Origin of the sequence: uncultured Aquimonas sp. (assembly GCF_937888285.1) — a bacterium.
Classification (GTDB): domain Bacteria; phylum Pseudomonadota; class Gammaproteobacteria; order Xanthomonadales; family Xanthomonadaceae; genus Aquimonas.
The window spans coordinates 12451-30981 of the sequence record NZ_CALART010000009.1 but is presented as its reverse complement, the minus strand read 5'-3'; the positions used below and the strand labels follow the sequence as shown (position 1 = coordinate 30981).

Annotated in this window: 24 protein-coding genes and 1 pseudogene; 8 read left to right on the top strand and 17 right to left on the bottom strand. The window is 64.4% G+C overall.

Annotated elements, in window-relative coordinates; genetic code table 11:
- Nucleotides 1–39: 39 nt before the first annotated feature.
- The 17 genes and pseudogenes from Q0654_RS02290 to Q0654_RS02210 form a co-directional block, all read right to left on the bottom strand.
- Nucleotides 40–1077, bottom strand: a pseudogene (locus Q0654_RS02290) (DEAD/DEAH box helicase family protein); the annotation flags it as partial.
- A gap of 102 nt (nt 1078–1179) precedes the next feature.
- Nucleotides 1180–1485 (bottom strand): hypothetical protein, encoded by a 306-nt coding sequence (locus tag Q0654_RS02285; RefSeq protein WP_298850059.1) that lies wholly within the window; start codon nt 1483–1485, stop codon nt 1180–1182.
- A 111-nt stretch (nt 1486–1596) separates the two neighbouring features.
- Nucleotides 1597–2712 (bottom strand): DUF6094 domain-containing protein, encoded by a 1116-nt coding sequence (locus tag Q0654_RS02280; protein ID WP_298850057.1) that lies wholly within the window; start codon nt 2710–2712, stop codon nt 1597–1599.
- Between the two features lie 70 nt (nt 2713–2782).
- On the bottom strand, nt 2783–3439 hold the full coding sequence (locus tag Q0654_RS02275) for a hypothetical protein (RefSeq protein WP_102080861.1): 657 nt from the start codon (nt 3437–3439) through the stop codon (nt 2783–2785).
- 509 nt (nt 3440–3948) lie between these two features.
- Entirely contained in the window at nt 3949–4776 is an 828-nt protein-coding gene (locus tag Q0654_RS02270) for a DUF932 domain-containing protein (protein WP_102080860.1), read from the bottom strand.
- A gap of 138 nt (nt 4777–4914) precedes the next feature.
- Nucleotides 4915–5184, bottom strand: a complete 270-nt coding sequence (locus Q0654_RS02265; RefSeq protein ID WP_102080859.1) for a hypothetical protein — start codon at nt 5182–5184, stop codon at nt 4915–4917.
- A gap of 7 nt (nt 5185–5191) precedes the next feature.
- The gene (locus tag Q0654_RS02260; RefSeq protein WP_102080858.1) at nt 5192–5587 is read right to left on the bottom strand and encodes a hypothetical protein; all 396 of its coding nucleotides are present in this window, start codon (nt 5585–5587) and stop codon (nt 5192–5194) included.
- A gap of 100 nt (nt 5588–5687) precedes the next feature.
- The gene (locus tag Q0654_RS02255) at nt 5688–6323 is read right to left on the bottom strand and encodes a DUF3275 family protein (RefSeq protein ID WP_102080857.1); all 636 of its coding nucleotides are present in this window, start codon (nt 6321–6323) and stop codon (nt 5688–5690) included.
- Between the two features lie 111 nt (nt 6324–6434).
- A complete protein-coding gene (locus tag Q0654_RS02250; protein WP_298850046.1) occupies nt 6435–6989 on the bottom strand; it encodes an STY4534 family ICE replication protein in 555 nt (184 codons plus the stop codon).
- A 324-nt stretch (nt 6990–7313) separates the two neighbouring features.
- Complete coding sequence (locus tag Q0654_RS02245; RefSeq protein ID WP_102080979.1) at nt 7314–7763, bottom strand: XF1762 family protein; 450 nt, start codon at nt 7761–7763, stop codon at nt 7314–7316.
- A 31-nt stretch (nt 7764–7794) separates the two neighbouring features.
- On the bottom strand, nt 7795–8637 hold the full coding sequence (locus tag Q0654_RS02240) for a phosphoadenosine phosphosulfate reductase family protein (protein WP_102080855.1): 843 nt from the start codon (nt 8635–8637) through the stop codon (nt 7795–7797).
- Nucleotides 8638–8779: 142 nt separating this feature from the next.
- Nucleotides 8780–9145: a DUF3085 domain-containing protein gene (locus tag Q0654_RS02235; RefSeq protein WP_102080854.1), complete on the bottom strand. Its 366-nt coding sequence runs from the start codon at nt 9143–9145 to the stop codon at nt 8780–8782.
- 78 nt (nt 9146–9223) lie between these two features.
- Entirely contained in the window at nt 9224–10021 is a 798-nt protein-coding gene (locus Q0654_RS02230) for a GTPase (RefSeq protein WP_298850040.1), read from the bottom strand.
- Nucleotides 10022–10312: 291 nt separating this feature from the next.
- Nucleotides 10313–11029 (bottom strand): ABC transporter substrate-binding protein, encoded by a 717-nt coding sequence (locus Q0654_RS02225; RefSeq protein WP_102080852.1) that lies wholly within the window; start codon nt 11027–11029, stop codon nt 10313–10315.
- Between the two features lie 80 nt (nt 11030–11109).
- The gene (locus tag Q0654_RS02220) at nt 11110–11829 is read right to left on the bottom strand and encodes a hypothetical protein (protein ID WP_102080851.1); all 720 of its coding nucleotides are present in this window, start codon (nt 11827–11829) and stop codon (nt 11110–11112) included.
- Nucleotides 11830–12005: 176 nt separating this feature from the next.
- The gene (locus Q0654_RS02215; protein WP_127805102.1) at nt 12006–12398 is read right to left on the bottom strand and encodes a hypothetical protein; all 393 of its coding nucleotides are present in this window, start codon (nt 12396–12398) and stop codon (nt 12006–12008) included.
- Nucleotides 12399–12423: 25 nt separating this feature from the next.
- Entirely contained in the window at nt 12424–12675 is a 252-nt protein-coding gene (locus tag Q0654_RS02210; protein ID WP_298850035.1) for a hypothetical protein, read from the bottom strand.
- A 326-nt stretch (nt 12676–13001) separates the two neighbouring features.
- On the opposite strand from Q0654_RS02210, the gene Q0654_RS02205 reads away from it, so the two are divergent.
- The 8 genes from Q0654_RS02205 to arsB all read left to right on the top strand — a co-directional run bounded on the left by Q0654_RS02205 (nt 13002) and on the right by arsB (nt 18531).
- Nucleotides 13002–13382, top strand: coding sequence for a helix-turn-helix domain-containing protein (locus Q0654_RS02205; RefSeq protein WP_102080849.1), 381 nt, complete (start codon nt 13002–13004; stop codon nt 13380–13382).
- Nucleotides 13379–13858, top strand: coding sequence for an arsenate reductase ArsC (locus Q0654_RS02200; RefSeq protein WP_102080848.1), 480 nt, complete (start codon nt 13379–13381; stop codon nt 13856–13858). Before Q0654_RS02205 ends, Q0654_RS02200 begins: the two co-directional genes overlap by 4 nt.
- Nucleotides 13859–13882: 24 nt before the next feature.
- Nucleotides 13883–14329: a dual specificity protein phosphatase family protein gene (locus tag Q0654_RS02195; protein ID WP_102080847.1), complete on the top strand. Its 447-nt coding sequence runs from the start codon at nt 13883–13885 to the stop codon at nt 14327–14329.
- The gene (locus tag Q0654_RS02190; protein ID WP_308304232.1) at nt 14329–14736 is read left to right on the top strand and encodes a DUF2703 domain-containing protein; all 408 of its coding nucleotides are present in this window, start codon (nt 14329–14331) and stop codon (nt 14734–14736) included. The genes Q0654_RS02195 and Q0654_RS02190 overlap by 1 nt, the downstream gene beginning before the upstream one ends.
- A gap of 58 nt (nt 14737–14794) precedes the next feature.
- Nucleotides 14795–15154 (top strand): arsenite efflux transporter metallochaperone ArsD, encoded by a 360-nt coding sequence (gene arsD, locus Q0654_RS02185; protein ID WP_298850028.1) that lies wholly within the window; start codon nt 14795–14797, stop codon nt 15152–15154.
- Nucleotides 15155–15169: 15 nt separating this feature from the next.
- Entirely contained in the window at nt 15170–16942 is a 1773-nt protein-coding gene (gene arsA / locus Q0654_RS02180) for an arsenical pump-driving ATPase (protein ID WP_102080844.1), read from the top strand.
- Nucleotide 16943: 1 nt separating this feature from the next.
- Nucleotides 16944–17447 carry an arsenate reductase ArsC gene (locus tag Q0654_RS02175; RefSeq protein ID WP_102080843.1) on the top strand — a complete coding sequence of 168 codons (504 nt, stop codon included), beginning with the start codon at nt 16944–16946 and terminating at the stop codon, nt 17445–17447.
- Nucleotides 17448–17508: 61 nt separating this feature from the next.
- Nucleotides 17509–18531, top strand: coding sequence for an ACR3 family arsenite efflux transporter (gene arsB, locus Q0654_RS02170; RefSeq protein WP_102080842.1), 1023 nt, complete (start codon nt 17509–17511; stop codon nt 18529–18531).

Here is an 18531-nt window from a genome sequence, read left to right as displayed (position 1 = left end):
CCCCGTTGGAACAATTACTCAGGCGACTTCACGTCGCACGCGTTTGATGAACTCGCTGGGCTGATACCCACCCTCGCCGAAACCGAACTCCATGTTCGCCATCGCCCGCTCCATGCGGTGCGCCTGACGATCCGAGAACACCAGCTCGCCCTTGGCATCCATGAGGTTGATGAACTCGTGGATGTTGTCGCCCAACATGGATGCGAGGAACGAGTCGCCGAACTTCTTCATCAGCTTCTGCGCGGTGACTTCCCCAATGGTCGGGATGCGCTGCAAGGCTTTGAAGACGGCCGTGGACTGGTCGTTGGCGGACAGGCTGCGCGGTCGCATCAGCGTCCACAGCGGCGCCGCGCAATGGCTGCACCGGCGGCGGTAGTCCTCGGCTTCGAGTTCGACCGGGTTGATCGGCTCGCCGTCGAGATTGGTGATGACCTGGCCGCAGTCCGGGCACGCGCCGACTTCGCCGTGCTTCGTGCGCCGCACGTTGAAGACGGGCTTCCAGTGGAAACCCATGCGCATGCGCACGCGGCCGAGCACGTAGAATTCCTGGCCGCGCACCGGCACGCCCAACTGCTCGCGCAGCTTGATGAGCTTGACCAGCGTGTCCGGGCCGTTGAGCACCCAGACCTTCGCGCCGGCGACGGTCTCCTGGATTTCCCGGCGCCACTTGTAGACCAGGTGCGGGGGACTCAAGACGAGTGTGCGACGGTAGCCTTCGGCGTGCAGTATGGCCGCCGTGGCAATGCCAACGGTGGTCTTGCCGCAGCCCATCTCGCCATTGACGATCGCGGCGCGTTCGCCGCGGTCGGCCAGCAGTTCGGTGACGGCATGCACCACCTCGGCTTGCGCGCCGAACAGCTTGCGCTTGAGACTGGCCAGCACGAGCTGGCGATGCGGCCGGGCCTGGCCGGTATAAACGGGAGGGTTGGCGCGGTTGAGCGAATCCAGCAGCTCGTCGCCGAACTCGGCAACGAAATCCTGAAGGCTCATCGCCAGGGGAGAAGCAGCCGCTTCGAGCAGGTCGCCCTGAACGGGCGTGCCATCGGCGGCGGGAACAAGGTCAGTATCGAGGGACATGGTGATGCTCCAAATGAAATGGGGCATGCACCTCCCCTGCGGGGCGATGGCATGCCCCGGAGTGGGAAGAAAAGAACGGCGCGTGGCCGCGGTGGATGAAGCTCAGTATTCGCTGGGCAGCAGCAGCGTGGTCACGCTGCGATCCCATTCGGTGATGATCCAGAGCTTCAGGTCAGGCGCGACCTGGTAGGACGAGAACAGCCGATCCTCGCCGGAGCGCAACGCGGCGTCGTTCTGCCGCCGGTCGCTGTCGTCGAGGTCGCCCCAGTCGCCACTGAGATGGCGGCACAGGTACGGCGTCGGGTTGAACCGGCCTTGCCGGACCAGCGCATCGATGCCGCAGGTCATGACCAGGTGCCCAGGGGCAAAGCGTGCTTGCGACGCCACGTTGAGAACTGCGAGTGCCATGGTGTTTCTCCTTCGGATGAAAGAGGGGCCACGGCACCCGGCGGGGTGAGTGGCCCCGTTGGGTGGATGAGTTGGTGGATGAAGCGACGGCGAGCCGTCAGGGAACAGCGATCAGCGGATGGTCAGCACCTCGCCGCGGGTCAGCGAGCCCGGTGTCATGTCCCAGGCGCGGATGACCGGCACGAACTTGTCGGTCAGGATGCGCGTCTCGGCCACGGTGCCGTCGTCGCGCTCGGTGTACTCCGTCTGCAAGGTCTTCTCCTTGTGGGTGTCGCCCTTGACGACGAGCACGCGGCCCGTCTTGGACTTCACTACGCCGGAGATCGCACCCGCGGCGAGCGCCAAGGCGAGATGCCAATGCGATAAGCCTCGCGCCGGAGGCCGTAGCGACTGCTGCGCGGCGCCCAGGTGCGTGTCGAGCGTCGGCCAGAGCCCTTGCAGCCGGCCGACTTCCTCGGCGAACTGCTCGGGCTCCATCGTCACGCGGTAGAAGTGCTCCGGCTCGGCCGTGGCAGGCACCGTGTACGGCAGGAACGGCCATTCGACTGGCAGCTCCTCCGCTTCGGCGTCGCCAAGACCGATCTGCAGCAGCAGCGCGCGCGTGGCCTTGACCGAATCCGATACCTGGTCACGTTGGCGAACCTTGCGACCGAAGATCACGACCTGCTTCAACTGCGCTTCCACCGCGCGGTAGATGCGCAGCTCGGCGAAGTGCCGGGTCAGCCATCCGACCAGCTCGGCGTCGAGCACGTAGTGCGGCACGATGTAGACCAGCACACCGCCGTACTGCAGCAGCGGGAGCGCCTTCTGATAGAACAGCTTCTCCAGCCGCGCGCGGCCCTGACCTTGGTAGCCGACGTTGCCGTTGGTGTCCTTGGACAGGTCGCCATAAGGCGGGTTGAGCCACAGCAGGCCGAAGCTCTGACGGCTGATCAGCGTGTCCATCAGGTCGCCGTGGATGCAGCGATCGACCAGTTGCCGGGCGTGGCGTGCACGCTCGGCCTCGTACTCGACGGCGAAGGCCTGGACCCGCTCGCGCCCGAGGGCGTGTGCGGCTTCGGCGATCGCCACGCCTTCGCCGGCGCAGGGATCGAGGATGCACATCGGCCCGGTCGATGATTCGGCGGGCGCCAGTGCGGCGAGTGCTCTTTCGAGCGTGGGTTCATCCGTCGGGAAGTACCCGTTCTTGACGAAGTTGCGGGCGAGCCGCGGGAACATGAGGGCCATGGGAATCTCCTGGCAGTAGATCAATGGAAGGGAGCGGACACGCGGGGCGTGCATGTCCGGTGCGAGAAACTCAAGCCACCGCTTCGAGCGGTAGAGCCGAGGGGATGCGGCCGGCGGGCGTGTCGGCGACCAGCCCACCGCTGCGAATCAGGCCGCCCAGCACCTGGGTCAGCGTCGGCACGTCGATGGCGAGCCGATGGCCTTCCAAGGGACCGAGGGCGAACGGCAGGCGCGTCAGCATCGACTTCGCCTGCAGCAGCTCCAGCACGCAATCGCGCCAGGGATCGAGAAGCGGCAGCGGGCAGGTGTCCCGCACCAGCGTCCACAGCCGGTCGAGCCGGTGCGCGGAACCGCGAGGCAGGAGCGCCAGCGCGCTGGCGTTGGCCTTGTCGGGCTTGACGCAGCGCCGATCGAACAGCCAGATGTTGGTCAGCGAGCCGAACAGCGTGCGCCGGTAGGCGCGTGCGCTGCGCTTCTCCAGGTTCTCGACGTTGCCGACGAAGACCGGGACGCTCGCGCCTTGCTCGGTGATGACATGGAACTGATCCAGTCCCTGTTCGTCCCGGCCCAGGGTGAGGCGGGCCAGGAATTCCTGGACAGCGGTGTCGCGCGCCCAGAGGGAGATGAAGACCAGGTTGCCGTTCTCGTCACCGACGACGCCATCGGCCATCAGGTCGGGGCACTCGTCGATGCGATAGAGCTGCTTGGGGGAAGAAGGTGCAGGCATGGTGATGTCCTCGAAGTGAGCGGAGACAGCACCACCCGCGAGGGCAGTCACTGCCCCAGAGGGATGGAAGAGAACGCGGTGAGCGTCGTGGCAAAAAATCAGACCGTGCGTCGCAACGCACCGTAGCCTTGAAGGTCTGGGCTACCTGGGCATGTTCTCGGCTACGCCGAGGGACATGGGCCATAGCCTGCGCCAAGGTGCATGTGCAGCGGGAGCGGAAAACCGACCCGGCGCGCAACCCTGTTTGCGGTAGCGCATCGCCTGCGATGGCGGAAGCACGAATGACCGCCACGAAAAGAAAGCCGCCCCGGGGACACCGAGGCGGCAAAGATGACTGCTTGGCTCAGGGAGGAAAAGCCAGGGAGGTATGCAGTCGAACCTCAATTTTCGAGGCAGCGGCGAATTGCCGCATTAGGGTTACACCGAACCAAATTGGACGCGGTGCGCTGGCAGCACAGCACAAGCCAAGAAAAAGCGGACCATGCCGCGAGGCACGATCCGCTTGTGGGTCAGACTTTGAGCTGACGCAGGCCATCCGCGAGCAGCCACAGCGCCCGGTTGAGCCGGACGTTCTGGTCGATGCCCTGGACGGGGCGCGTGCGCTGCTGGCGCCCGTTGGCGGCACGGCCGCTCAGGCCGCCCTTGACCAGGTTCTCCTGGACCCGGTTGAAGACCGACCACAAATCGGCGCGGTTGTCGTCGTAACGACGGGGCCGCAGGATCTGGGTCTCGGTGATAGGCAAGGCATTGCCCGAATCGTCGTACTTCAAGGTCAGCGCCGATCTGGCAAAAACCTCGGCCTCGCCGGTGTCGAGCGTGATGGCTCGCATGGCGTCGCGCGAGTCCTGCACGCGGTCGAAGCCGTGCAGCACCTCGTAGGCGCCTTCGATCACGTGATCGGTGACGTTGCCCTTGTGGGGAACGCGCACGTCGGCGAAGGTGTCGCCGCACACCAGGCCGTTGTGGCAGACGAATCTGAACATGCCCGCAAGCATCTGGTAGCTGCTGCTTCCGTCGTGCGAGTTGAGCAGGATGATCTCGTTCGCCTCGGCACCGTTGATTTGGCTGGCGTGGCGAAGGCGCAGCATGTGTTTGGTGTAGTCGCGGCGGTCCTCGTGTCGCACGCGGGTCTGGCACACCATGAACGGCTGGAAGCCTTCCTTGCGCAGTTCGGTCAGCACAGCCGCCGTGGGGATGTAGCTGTACCGTTCGGAGCGGCTTTCGTGCGGGGTGTCCGCGAAGATGGACGGGGCCACGGTGCGAATCTGATCGTCCGACAGCGGATGGTCGGCGCGCAGTACCGGGGAGCGAGAAGCGAAGCGGGATGCGATTTGCATGATGATCTCCTTGCGGAATGGAGCAATCGGCATCCAGCGGCCAAGGCCGGATGCGCGCGATTGCGGGGGATGAAGAAAAGCCCTGCTGAACAGGGCCTGGTGAAAGGGTTGAAGAAGCGAGCCCTGTGAGGGGAATGCCTAGGAGGTCGGAACCGGCTCCCAGCCGCGGCTGTGCGGGTTGAAGCACAGCGCCTCCTGGCCTTTGAGAATCGGCGTGAAGCCTTCGAGGAAGACGTGGCGCAGGTACAGCGCGCGGTAGGTCAGTGCCCGCCACGCCTGTTCTTCGCTCAGGCCGTTGGCGATGAAGTGCTCGCGCAGCTCGTCGTCGTCGGAAACCTCGTTGTTGGCCAACTGGTCTTCGACGAAGCGAAGCAGCTCGGGCGGCAAGGGCGACAGGATGGTGTCCATGCGCGCCTCACTCGGTGGCTGCATCGCCGGCCGTATTGCTCGCCGGCCGCTGCTGGTGGAAGGCGTGCACCCGTGCACGCCAGGTGGCGCACCGCTGCGGCACCATGTCGAGATAGCGCAGCGGGCACGAGTAGTAGTACGGGTGCTCGGCCTCGACCAGGGACTTGTAGCCCCATTCGTGGCCCTCGCTTTCCAGCAGATGGCAGCCGATCAAGATGGCCGACTCTCCGGGTGCGAGACCCAGAACGCCGGCCTGCTTGGCGGTGATGCGCACTACAGACCACAACACATTGCCGACCAGCGTGTGATCGATGACCTCACTGCGCGACCGCTCGGTGTCCTCGGTTGCGGTCAGCTCGCGGATCAACTGATCGCGCGTCATACGAACGAATGTCCAGCCCATGGAATGACTCCTGTGAGAAAGGGCCGGAGTCCTCCCGCCGGGGAAGGAACCCCGGCGGGTGGTGAAAGCCGCATTGGCGCGGCGTGGAACAGCGGTCGGCTCAGACCCTGGCGAGGTGCCAGTCCTGCGTCAGCGGAGCGAACTCGTAGCCCAGGTCGCCGAGGCGGTCGCGCTGCTGACGCAGCACGCGCCGATCCACGGTGGCATCGAGCTTGACGGGATCGCTCAGCGGCCAGAGCGGGCCGAACAGCGCCGCGTCGTCGCCGTCGTCGGCATCTGCATGGGCCGAAGCCTCCGCGGACGCAGCAGCCGGCTCGCTGCCGAACGGCGTGGTATCGACCAGCGGGTCGCGCGAACCGCGTGCCTTCTTCCGGCCGGCCGCCTTGGGAGCGGTGGTCGGCGTTGGCGTGGGGGCTTGCGCTTCCTCGTCGATCGGATCGACTTCCTGCGGACTCAGCCGGCTGGCGTCGTCACGGCTCAGGGCGTCGATGGCTGACAAGGTCATCCCGCCCAGCAAGGCGCGGATCTCGATGACCATGCGGCCGTTGGCGGTGTACGTGGACGGGCGAATTTCCGCGATAGCGAAATCGCCCTCGTACTTGCCTTCGGCGTACTGGTCGAGTTCGGCGTTCTTCACGACGAACTCGCCGATAGAGGTCGCGAGGCGGCCGACGTTGAAGTCGCCGTTGCGGCCGTGGATGGTCTTGATGGCCAATTGGCCGGGAATGGTGATCATGAAGAACTCCTGCGGACGAAGCTGCGATCACGCACACGGCCGTCATGACGACGGTCGGGTGCGGGCGCGATTGGGAAGAAGACAAGGCCCCGAGGAACGGGGCCTTGCGGATCAGAACGACTCGGCAACTTCCAATGCGGGGGCATCGGCAGCGGCTTCGTCGGCAGCTTCGGCGGCGGGCCGGGCGGGCTCGGACGCTGCGGCTTGCGGCTCGGCGGACGCCGCGGGGACATCCGTGTTGCGCGCGTCGCGGTCGTCGGCATCGGTCGGCTTGGGCTCGGCCTTGTAGACGAGCTGGCCATCGACCTTGATCCAACTGACGAACAGCAGGCGGGCCTTGAGGCTCACCCCCTGCTCGCCGGCACGCTTGCCCTTGGAGTAGGTGAAGGTGTCGGTCCACAGGTCGCCCAGGCGGAAGCCGATCATCACCTTCTTCTCGGCATCGACCGCTTGGATGCAGCGGCGCACCAGGTGCTGCGCTTCGGAGCCCGAGACGCGCGTGTCGAAACGCACGTAGGCCACGTCATCGCTGGGGCCGTTGAGCGCCGCGATGTCGCAGGCCAGGAACGCATCGCCTTTCTTGGGCTTCACTTCGCGGATGCGATTGAGATACCCGAGGCCGGTGATGTGCAGATCGAAGTAGGACTTGTCGGTGGAAGTGGTCATGGTGAATCTCCTGAGAACAAAGAGGCGGAGACACACCCGACCCAAGGCGGGGAAGGTGTGGAACCCCCGCGTGGGTTGAAGGAACAGCTTGGGTGGCATCACCATCGGGAGAACCGATGGCCGTTCGCGCTGGGATGCCGGAGCGAACTGGTTGATCAACACGGTCTACAACCGTGTCGCAGTCTTGAAGATCGAGACTGCCTGGGCATGCTGCTGACGGGTGTCAGCGGAACATGGCGGCAGCGTGGCACCAGTCGCGCGCCCGCGCGAGCGGCAATCGGCATCGGCGGCTGTCCGCATTGGCGCCGAGCGCCAGGCTCGCCGCTACGGCGCTTCCCACAGCAGCTTGGGCACGCGCAACACCTCGGGCGTGTCCTGCCGCGGTCGGCGCGCACGGTTCCAGTTGCCGCCGCCGCGCTGTCCGACCGGGCGCCAGCCGGCCGCTCGCAGGCTGGCGCCGCCCTCGGCCGGCAGCGTGTAGGTGATCAGGCGCGTGTAGCCCAGCGCGCGTGCCGCACGGCAGGCGGCCCCATAGAGCTTGCTGCAGGCGTTGGGCGTGCCATCGGTGCACAGCCGCGTGACTTCGAGCGTCCAGCCGTCATCGAGGTGCCGCGCCACCGGGCGGCCCGCGATCACCACGCCGACGATGCGGCTTGGCACTGCATCGCCGCCGCTCAGCGTGACCGCCAGGCTGAACTTGCCGCCCTGCACGGGCCGATGATGCCGGTGGTGTTCCTGCACAAAGGCATTGGCCGCGCGCAGCGACAGCGGCATCACGGCGAGCCGCGGCGGCACGGACTGCGCGTCAATCGCCGCAGAAGCAGGCCATGGGTTCTTCGGCGGCATCGAACAGGTCGCGCTGGTCGGCCGCGAAGCGCGCCAGGTCGGCGTAGCTCGGGCCATCGTTGCGAAAGCGCGCGCCGCTGGGGCGGCTGGCGAGGTTCAGCGACTCCATGCGTATCCACCACACTGCCGCCTCCGGCCTGGCCTTGATGAGCGCCAGGCGCTGGCCGCGGGGTTTGAGAAAGCACAGGTCGCAGTTGCCTTCGAGCGTGCGCCCGTTGACCGTCAGCAGCTCCAGGTCGAAGGGCTGTGCCTGCCAGAAGGCGGACACATCGCGCACCGTCACGCCGGCCTCGGCCAGCGGCATGCACATCGTCTCGTGGGTGGATTCGGTGGAGTGGCCGCGCGCCCTGATCTTGGCGACGCGGCGCTGTTCGTCGGCGCGGATGCCGATGAACTGGTCCCAATCGGTCCAGCCCTGCTGCCGCAGGAAGCGGTGCATCGGCCGTACCTTGAGCGATGCCGTGCAGGCTCTCGCCACCGGGTTGGGAAGGTACTGCCGCTTGCGGATCAGCATCTCGAAGGGCTCGCCCGCGCGGCTGGCGGTATCGAAGTCCACCACCACGAAGCCCGGTTCCGTGGGTCGGTATTCCAGCCAGTGGATCGGCACCTGCCAGTGCTCGGCGCAGTCGCGCACGAAGCGCAAGGTGGCCTCTACCTCCTTGCCGGTGTTGGCGAAGCACGCCATGACATCCGCGGGCAGACCGCCGTGGGCCTGCAGCACGCGCCACAGCATGTACGCGCTGGTGCGGCCGCCGCTGAAACTGAGGCAGGTCGGTTGTTCGATCTTGAACGGGTCTCGCATGCAGGCGTCTCCAGGCGGTGGGACCGGCGGCTGCCGGCGTGGGTGGCCCGAGCCGGGCTGGAGACGAGCGCGTGCGATGCGGCCAGGGGCCGCGGCACCGGATAAGGAGAAGCCCCCGGGAGGGGGCTGGGAAGCACAACGATCAGTGGCCGGCCGGCGCAGCGGACACGGGCTGCAACGACAGGTCCGTGGCCGTGGCCGACACTTCGAGGTCGTCCTCGCTGTGCAGGATGCGGGCGAATACCCGCTCGTGCAGGTCGAAGAACTCGCCGAAGTCGTCGCCGCCGAACTCGGCGCGCGCCAGCTCCCACCAGTCGTCGAACGTATCGACATCGGGGTTGCAGCCCACGGCGTAGGCGATGGTCTTGCGCCGCCCATCGGGCCGGCTTTCGCCGCGCTCGGCCATGAAGTACACGCCCTGGTCCTTGACCAGGATGACGCGGCACTGGTTGGCCGCTGCCTCGGCGAGCACGGGCCGAAGCTCGGTGCCTTTGAATCGAACAGTCATGGAAGTGATCTCCAACGAAAGTGAAGGAAAAAGGCTTCCCGCCGCGAGGACGGGAAGCCGCTTGGTGACGTAAGGGGATCAGTGCTGGACGGGCTTGCGACCAGACAGGCGCTGCACGCGGATGAGGCGCCAGCTCCCGTCGTCGATCAGCCGCTCCAGCACCTGGCCCAAGGAGTCGAAGAACACTTCATCGACCCGCTCGACCAGTTCGCCGTTGCGGTGCAGTTCCACCGCGTAGGTGTCGAGGCCGCGTTCGTAGAGCACGGTGACGCGCCCCTGGAACTTCATCGAGGCCACGGTGAAGCCGATGGTCGGCGGCGTGGCGATGATGTTGCCGGGGCTCGGATCGACCACCGTGAAGTCCCGCGCGCCGGCATCCACCAACAGGTGCGTGATGCGCCGGAACCCATCGGGCGCGGGCAACTGCTCCAGTTGGCGGACCAGCTCCTGCAACTCGGGGCACTGCGGCTCGGCGATCGGCAGCTTGGCCGGCGCCGAGCCCAGGATGAGCCGCTTCACCGTGTAGGGCTGGCCGTCGGCGGTGAACTCGGTGCTCTCCTCGGGCGTGTCCGCGCGCAGGCCGTCGAAGCGGCGCCGCGCATACGGTTCGACCTGCACCTTGGCGCCTTCGTCGGGCACGTCGGTGACGAGCGCCTTGTCGAGCACCGCGAACTCGGCCCGCCCCGTCTTGACGACGATGGCCTCGTCGGTGGTGGCGATGACCTTGCCCTCGAAAGGCTTGGGATCGACGTGGAAGCCCAGCGTCGAAACCTTAGGCTGACCATCGAAGATGTTGAACTTGAAGGTGCGGACGTTGGAAGGCACGTGGCCGCGAACCAGCGTCGGCATCTGTGCACGGATGGCTTGGGTATCCATTGGGAAGCTCCTTGTGGCAATCCAAGGAACTCCCGCCCGCAAGGGAGGTGTGTCCCTTGGGGTGAGGTGGATGGACGCGACATGCGCCCAGCGAAGGAAAACAACCAGCACGGCGAACCGCGCCGCAGCCTCGAAGGTCTCGACTGCCTGGGCATGCTTGCCGGCAACGCCAGCGAACATGCGAGCAGCGTGCGTCAGGCGCAGCCCCGCGTCGCACAGGAATCGGCATTGCGCCGCCCCCGGCTTCGTCCAGAAATGAAACGAGCCCCGCTTGGGGCTCGAAAGGTGGTGTCACTCGTCGTAGATCGGCAGTCCATCAAGCACCGGCGCATCGCCGTCGAAGACGAGCATGCGCACGTCGGCGAGCGCGGCCAGGTGCAGCACCTGCACCAGGGATTTCGGCATGCCCTTCTTGCGGTGCTCCTGCATCAGCCGCTTGGCCGTGATGCCTTCGACCGCGCGCAGGTTCTCGTCGGTCCAGGGCGTGGCGATCAGCTTCAACCCGATGGCCGGGCTGTACGGGATGCGGAAGGCGATGAACAGGAACAGCGTCGGCGTGGCGATGTCTGCCAGTTCGGCGAGGAAGCGATGCGCCTCGGCGTCGAGGTGTCCGCTGCTGATCTCCCAGCACCGGCTGTAGAAGCCGGTTTCATAGCGCAGACGCCGCACTACCTCGCGCGCGGCTTCGTCGGAGTAGGTATCGCCCACGTGCAGCGGCTTGCCTGCCTCTTCGGCCATCACGGCGTAGACCACGTTGCGGGCGAGCCCGTGGCTGCGGCATTGCGCCTGCAGTTCATCGGGGACCGCCTGGTCCTCGGTAATCAGCACGAAGTCGTCCGAGAAGATGCAGGCTCGCCGTTCGACCTGGCCGTCCGGCAGACTCGACTGCGAGGGATGCAGCGGCAGGTAGGTCAGCGGGCAGTCGTCGTCATAGGAGACGGCGAGCAGCCGTTCGACCGACAGGCCGTCGTAACCGCGGACAAAGGGATTGTTGTTCGAGTAGGACATGGGATTTCTCCAGCAGAGGATGGCCGAGGCAATCCCCTGCCGGGGATTGAACCCCAGCGGGTGGATAAATTGGCAGCCGGTCAGCCGGCAGCGACGGAGGACGGGTCGGTGAGCAGGCAGTCAGCAACGGTTCTGCGCAGACGTGCGTGAACCTGGTCGTCGGTGATGGCCGCCAGAAGTGCCAGCGTTTCGTTGGCAATTCGGTTGGCCGCCGCCGCAAGGTCGCCGGCCAGGATTGCGGTGCGCAATTCCTCGCCGAGTTGCAGCGCATGCGTGGATTCGCTCGATACCGTCAGCTCGCGGCTGATGAAGCAACCATGCCCGCCGAACTCGAAAAGCCGTGGGCGGCTGCAACGCCAGCATCCTTCGAGCTGGATGGCGACCAGGTGATGGCCGTCGTCGATGCACGTGGCGATCAGGAACAGCGCGTCGAGGTCTGCACTGCCCTCAAACGGGTGGTGCTCGATGAGATTGGCGAGGTCTTGGTTCTGGTCGGCACCGAAGTGCGGGGCGATCAGGTCGATAAGTGCAGGCATCGACAGTTCGGCGTCACGGTCTTCGCCATCCTCGCCTTCGGCGTCGTCCGGTGCTGGCAGGTCAAGCTGAGCGGCCAGCGTCAGCAGACCGTCGAGCACGTCGCTCCATTGCGGATCGTTGATCTCGGCGAGGCGAGCGATGTAAGCCTTCCCGTTGCCGGGATAGCTCGCATCGAGGCGAAAGGCGCCGAACAGCGCGGAGATGACCGGCGTCACCCGGTCGAGCATGAGAACGCCAGTGGCGTCGTGGTAGTTGTTGGCCATGAAGGGCTCCTTGCGATGAAAGGCGCGGAGCCCTCGCCCTGGCGGACGAAGGCATCCGCAGGGACATCCCGAGGCCGCACGGGCTCCGGGTGGAAGGAGGGACATGGCCCCTGGCGGGACGCATGTCCCTCGTGGGGTCGGAAGAAAAGAAGAACGTCAGCAGGCCGCAGCGCGGCTCACCAGCCGTTGTAGTTCAGCGTCAGGTCGGCGATGACCTTGCGCCGTTCCAGGTCGAGGCCGCCCAGGTCGGACAGACCCTCGAAGCCGCAACGCTTGAGCATCGCGCCGCCCTCGCGGGCGTTGTAGAAGCTCACCATCGCGGACAGGAACATCCGCTGGCCGCTGCTCAGGACGCCCAGGGCATCGTTGAGCATCAGCAGCTTCGGCCGCAGATCCCACTTGGTGGTGGCACGCTGCAGGCCATCGCGGGTGCCGTCACCGAACCACTCGGCTCCGGCGATGTTGACGCCGCGCTTCCAGGCCTCGAAGAAGGCTTGCGGTGCGGCGGCGAAGTGCTGGTGTTCCAGCTCGATCTGATCAAGTACCTCTTGAGGCAGGGCACGGTTCATGACATGGGCTCCTGGTGGTTGGACATTACGGGTTGAGGCGCTGCTGCCAGCGGCCCGTTTGCAGGGCGTGGTCGGCGGCGTTGAGCGAGCGGAAGTAGCTGACCGACTCGCGCGAGACCGGGCCGTCCGCATCGGCGGTGCCGATGTAGTGGCCGGCTGCGCTGCAAAGCACCTGCAGGGGCAGGCGCTTGCCGACGTAGGCCAGGGCCTGGTAGCCGATCGATTCGGCGCGGGCCTGTTCAGCGCTCATGGGCGCCGATGCGAACGCGAGGGACATGGTTTTCTCCTGGTGGTTGAAATACCGGGAGCACCACGCCCTGACGGGAGCGGAAGACTCCCGAAGGGTTGAACATGAACGGCATCGGCGTCGTGAAACGCCCGTCCGCGGTGGTCGATGCGAAGCGGACTGGTGGGTCGCACGAGAGGATTCCCGCGGCAGCCGAAAGACCCAGGCTGCTGGCATGTGCTGATCAGGTCAGCAACACGTGCCGCAAAGCATCACGCTGGGGCGCGTTCTGCGTCACGGGGGAATCGGTTCCCGCCTCGTCCCTGATTGCTGCCGGGTGTTGTTCAATGATTCGATAAATGTTGTATCATTGAATAATGAACGAGACCCAAGCCATTTCCGCCCTGGGCGCCCTGGCTCACACCCAGCGCCTTCGGGTGTTCCGTGCCCTGGTCGTCGCCGGCCCAGAAGGGCTCACGCCCAGCGTTCTGGCCGACCAGCTCGACGTCGCCCGCAACACGCTGTCCTTCCACCTGAAGGAGCTGGCCCATGCCGGCCTGGTCACCATCGAGCAACAGGGCCGCAACCTGATCTACCGCGCCGACTTCGCCCACATGACCGGGCTGCTCGGCTACCTGACCGAGCACTGCTGCGAAGGCGGCGTGTGCGAGGCCAACGAATCCTTGCGCGCTGCCTCCATGTGCTCTGACGCTGTGCTGCCGCCCCTTTCTTCAACTCAAGAGGCTCTCAAAAAATGAACATCCTTTTTCTTTGCACCGGGAACTCGTGTCGCTCGATCCTCGGCGAAGCCACCTTCAACCACCTTGCCCCGGCAGGGTGGAAAGCCATGAGCGCAGGCAGTCAGCCCACTGGCCAAGTCCATCCTCGCTCGTTGGCACTGCTGGCACGCGAGGGCATCTCGACAGAGGGCTATCACAGCAAATCGTGGGACAACCTGCCCTCGACCCCGGACATCGTGATCACGGTCTGCTCCAGTGCTGCTGGTGAAACCTGCCCGGCCTATTTGGGGCCAGTTCTGCGCACCCACTGGGGCGTCGAAGACCCAGCCCACGCCACTGGCACCGATGAGGAAATCGACGCAGCCTTCGTGACTGCTTATCGCATTCTGCGAGCGCGCATCGAGGCTTTCCTCGCGTTGCCGCTGGCCGACTTGCAGCAAGACAAGGCCAAGCTCAAAGCAGAGCTTGACCACATCGGCACGTTGCTGGCCTGAAACCGAGAGAGGAGCAAGTTACCGATGCAAAAGCAATATCACGAGCTGATCGCGGGCCGCATCTACTTCGGCGGAGCAAGCGACATTCAACAAATTGCCGATGCGGAGCACATTGACGTGGTGGTGGACTTGCGCGAAGAGTCCACGGGTTGTGCGGCGTCAAATCCCGCCCTGATCTGGCGGCAAATCCCGCTCGGGGACAACGCCGACCAGCCGCAAGCCCCACTGTTCAAAGACGCCATACAAGCGGTCGTGTCGGCCTATCGAGACGGCAAAAAAGTGGCTTTCCACTGCGGCGGCGGAAAGGGCCGGACTGGCACCGTGGCCGCTGGTGTTCTGTTGGAGCTTGGCCTGTGCCGCACGCTCGACGAAGCAGCAGCGGCGGCTAAGACGATTCGCCCCGTCGTCAACATCAAGCCCGACCAGCGCGAGGCACTGCTTCAGTTGTATCCCCATGACAAGGAGTGTTGATGATGAAAACGCTACCCATCGTTTGGCAACGGCTAGTCAACACAGAGGGCCGTACCTGTCCCCGATGCCACGGAACCGGAGACGAGATGCTGCACGCTGTGGATCGCCTCCGGGCCGCTCTGGCGCCCCTTGGCGTAGAGCCCCAGTTGGAGACCGTAGAGCTGGACGAAGCATCCTTTCTGGCACAGCCGTCCGAATCAAACCGCATCTGGATCGCCGGCAAGCCCATCGAGGAATGGCTGGATGCCCACACAGGAAGTAGTCGTTGCTGCAACGAATGCGGCGATAACGATTGCCGCACGGTCGAAGTCGCAGGTCAAACCTATGAAGTGATTCCAGAAGAACTACTGGTGCGAGCAGGCGTGATAGCTGCCTCCCGGCTGCTTGATCCGACGCTAACCACATGAGTTAGCCCGCTCGTGCACCTTGCTACACGTTCAACATTAACTTTCCTCGGAGTATCAAATGAAAACGATCCAAGTTTATGACCCGGCTCTTTGTTGCAGCACTGGTGTATGTGGTGTCGAGGTAGACCAGAGTTTGGTTACCTTCGCAGCCGACGTAGAGTGGGCCAAGCAGCAAGGCGTAAAGATTGAGCGCTTCAATCTTGCACAACAGCCCATGGACTTTGCCCAAAATTCGACCATCAAGGCATTTCTTGAAACGGCAGGAGCCGAAGCACTCCCGGTGACTCTGGTTGACGGTCAGTTGGCACTGGCGGGAAGGCACCCCAGCCGCGCCGACCTGGCCCGGTGGGGTGGCATCACCGAAACGAATACCCCGCCCGCACAAGGTGGTTGCTGCTCCGGCAGCCGCTGCTGCTGAATGGAGGAACTGCCCATGCACTTCCTCAATCAACCTCCGCGCTACCTTTTTTTCACAGGCAAGGGTGGAGTCGGCAAGACCTCCATCGCCTGTGCTACGGCGGTACAACTCGCGTCAGAGGGCAAGCGCGTCCTGCTTGTCAGCACCGACCCTGCATCGAACGTGGGGCAAGTTTTTGGGGAAAGCATCGGCAATCACATCACGGCGATCCCCGCCGTGCCCAACCTCTGGGCACTCGAAATTGATCCGCAGGCAGCGGCACAAGCCTATCGAGATCGCATCGTCGGCCCAGTGCGGGGTGTCCTACCTGAGACGGTTGTCAAAGGGATCGAAGAACAGCTTTCAGGCGCTTGTACCACCGAGATCGCAGCCTTCGACGAGTTCACGGCCCTGCTGATCGACTCGACGTTGACCGCAGACTACGAGCACATCATCTTCGACACTGCGCCCACGGGCCACACGATCCGCCTGCTTCAACTGCCCGGCGCGTGGAGCGGCTTCCTCGAAGAAGGCAAAGGCGATGCGTCGTGCCTCGGGCCACTGGCCGGGCTGGAAAAGCAGCGGACCCAGTACAAGGCCGCCGTTGACGCCTTGGCCGATCCGCAGCGCACCCGCTTGGTTCTGGTCGCCCGCGCTCAACGCGCCACCCTTCGGGAAGTGGCACGCACACACGAAGAGCTGGCCGCCATCGGGCTGTCTCAGCAATACCTCGTTGTCAATGGCGTTCTTCCAGCCAGCGAAGCCGCGCACGATGAGCTGGCGGCAGCGATCCATCAACGCGAGCAAGCGGCCCTCACGGCCATGCCGGACGTGCTCAAGGCGCTGCCTCGGGATCGGATCGACCTGAAACCGTTCAACCTGGTCGGACTCGACGCTTTGCGTCACTTGCTAGTGGCCACCACCAGCGGGAGCACCACAAGCTCAATCGAACTGTCTGCCCAGCTCGATGCACCCAGCCTTTCCTCCTTGGTCGATGACATTGCTGTAGATGGACATGGCTTGGTCATGCTCATGGGCAAGGGCGGTGTCGGCAAAACCACCTTGGCGGCCGCCGTCGCCGTGGAGCTGGCTCACCGAGGATTGCCCGTGCATCTGACGACCTCCGATCCGGCCGCCCATCTGTCAGAGACTTTGGAAGGCTCACTGTCTAACCTGACGGTCAGCCGCATTGACCCTCACGAGGAAACGGAGCGCTATCGCAAGCACGTACTGGATACCAAGGGGGCGCAGCTCGACGCCGAAGGGCGCGCACTATTGGAAGAGGACTTGCGATCCCCTTGCACGGAGGAGATCGCGGTCTTTCAAGCCTTCTCTCGCATCATTCGAGAGGCCGGCAAGAAGTTCGTGGTGATGGATACCGCACCCACCGGGCACACGCTGCTGCTGCTGGATGCCACTGGCGCGTATCACCGAGAAGTGACCCGGCAGATGGGCAACACGGGCCTGCACTACACGACGCCGATGATGCAGTTGCAAGACCCGAAACAGACCAAGGTGCTTATCGCCACACTGGCCGAAACCACCCCTGTCTTGGAAGCTGCAAACCTGCAATCCGACCTGCGCCGAGCGGGCATCGAGCCGTGGGCATGGATCGTCAACAACAGCGTCGCAGCCGCTCGTCCTAACTCTTTACTGCTGCACCAACGCGCCTTCAACGAACTGCGGGAAATCGACTCGGTAGCAGCAAGCCATGCCAAGCGCTTTGCAGTTGTGCCCCTCTTGAAGAACGAGCCAGTCGGCGTGGATCGGCTGCGCGACTTGGCACACCACATCACCGAGGAAGCCTGACATGGAAAACAAAATCTACAACGTGCTGTTCATCTGCACCGGAAACTCTGCCCGCAGCATCATGGCGGAAGTCATCATGAACCACCTTGGGCGGGAGCGCTTCAAGGCGTACAGCGCGGGAAGTCATCCTCGCGGTGAGGTTCATCCGATGACCTTGGAAGTGCTGTCGGAGCAATGCTACGACTTGGGTGGACTGCGCAGCAAGAGCTGGACGGAGTTCGCAGAGCCGGATGCCCCGCATATGGACTTCATCATGACCGTGTGCGATCAGGCAGCAGGTGAAGCCTGCCCGGCGTGGCCCGGCCAGCCCATCACGGCGCACTGGGGATTTGCTGACCCCACCAAAATCGAAGGCGACCGGGAAAAGCAGCTCCGTGCGTTCTCCAACGTGCAGTTCCAGATCGCCAATCGAATCCGGCTTTTCATGAACCTACCTATCGAAAAGATCGACCGCATGTCGCTGCAAACCAAGCTCCGCGAGCTGGGACAGCAGCGTGACGCTTAAAGGGGGAAATGCTTTGTCAGCTCAATGTGAAACCGCACAGAAAGGGTCGGCAAGCCCGCCGATGAGCGTCTTTGAGCGCTACCTGACCGTCTGGGTATTCCTCTGCATCGTCATTGGCATTGCCCTCGGACAATTTTTCCCGGCAGCGTTCCAGTCCATCGGCCGCATGGAGATCGCGCAGGTGAATCTCCCGGTGGGCCTGCTGATCTGGGTGATGATCATCCCGATGCTGGTCAAGGTGGACTTCGGCGCACTTCACGAAGTACGCCAACACGTCCGGGGGATTGGGGTCACGCTGTTCGTCAACTGGCTGGTCAAGCCGTTCTCGATGGCGTTCCTCGGATGGTTCTTCATTCGCAACCTGTTTGCGCCCATGCTCCCCGCTGACCAGCTCGATAGCTACATCGCCGGGCTGATCCTACTTGCCGCTGCACCATGCACGGCAATGGTGTTCGTGTGGAGCAGGCTGACCAATGGCGATCCACTGTTCACGTTGTCGCAGGTCGCTCTGAACGACAGCATCATGGTGGTAGCCTTTGCGCCTCTGGTTGGCCTCCTGCTGGGTATCTCGGCCATCACAGTGCCTTGGGACACGTTGATCACGTCCGTCGTGCTGTACATCGTGATTCCCGTCATCTTGGCCCAGCTCTTGCGCAAGCAGCTTTTGGCCAAAGGCCCGGATGTCTTCGAGGCCACGATGGCGAAAATCGGCCCGTGGTCGATCACGGCCCTGTTGGCGACACTCGTTCTGCTCTTCGCCTTTCAAGGCGAGGCCATCCTGAAACAGCCGCTGATCATCGCGCTGCTGGCCGTGCCGATCTTGATTCAGGTGTTCTTTAACTCGGCCTTGGCGTACTTGCTCAACCGCTTGGTTGGTGAGAAACACAACGTCGCGTGTCCTTCGGCCCTGATTGGAGCCTCCAACTTCTTCGAGCTGGCCGTGGCCGCTGCCATCAGCCTGTTTGGATTTCACTCCGGCGCGGCGCTGGCCACCGTGGTCGGCGTGCTGATCGAAGTGCCAGTGATGCTGCTGGTGGTGCGCGTGGTCAACCGTTCGCGCGGCTGGTACGAGCGCCAAGCGTAG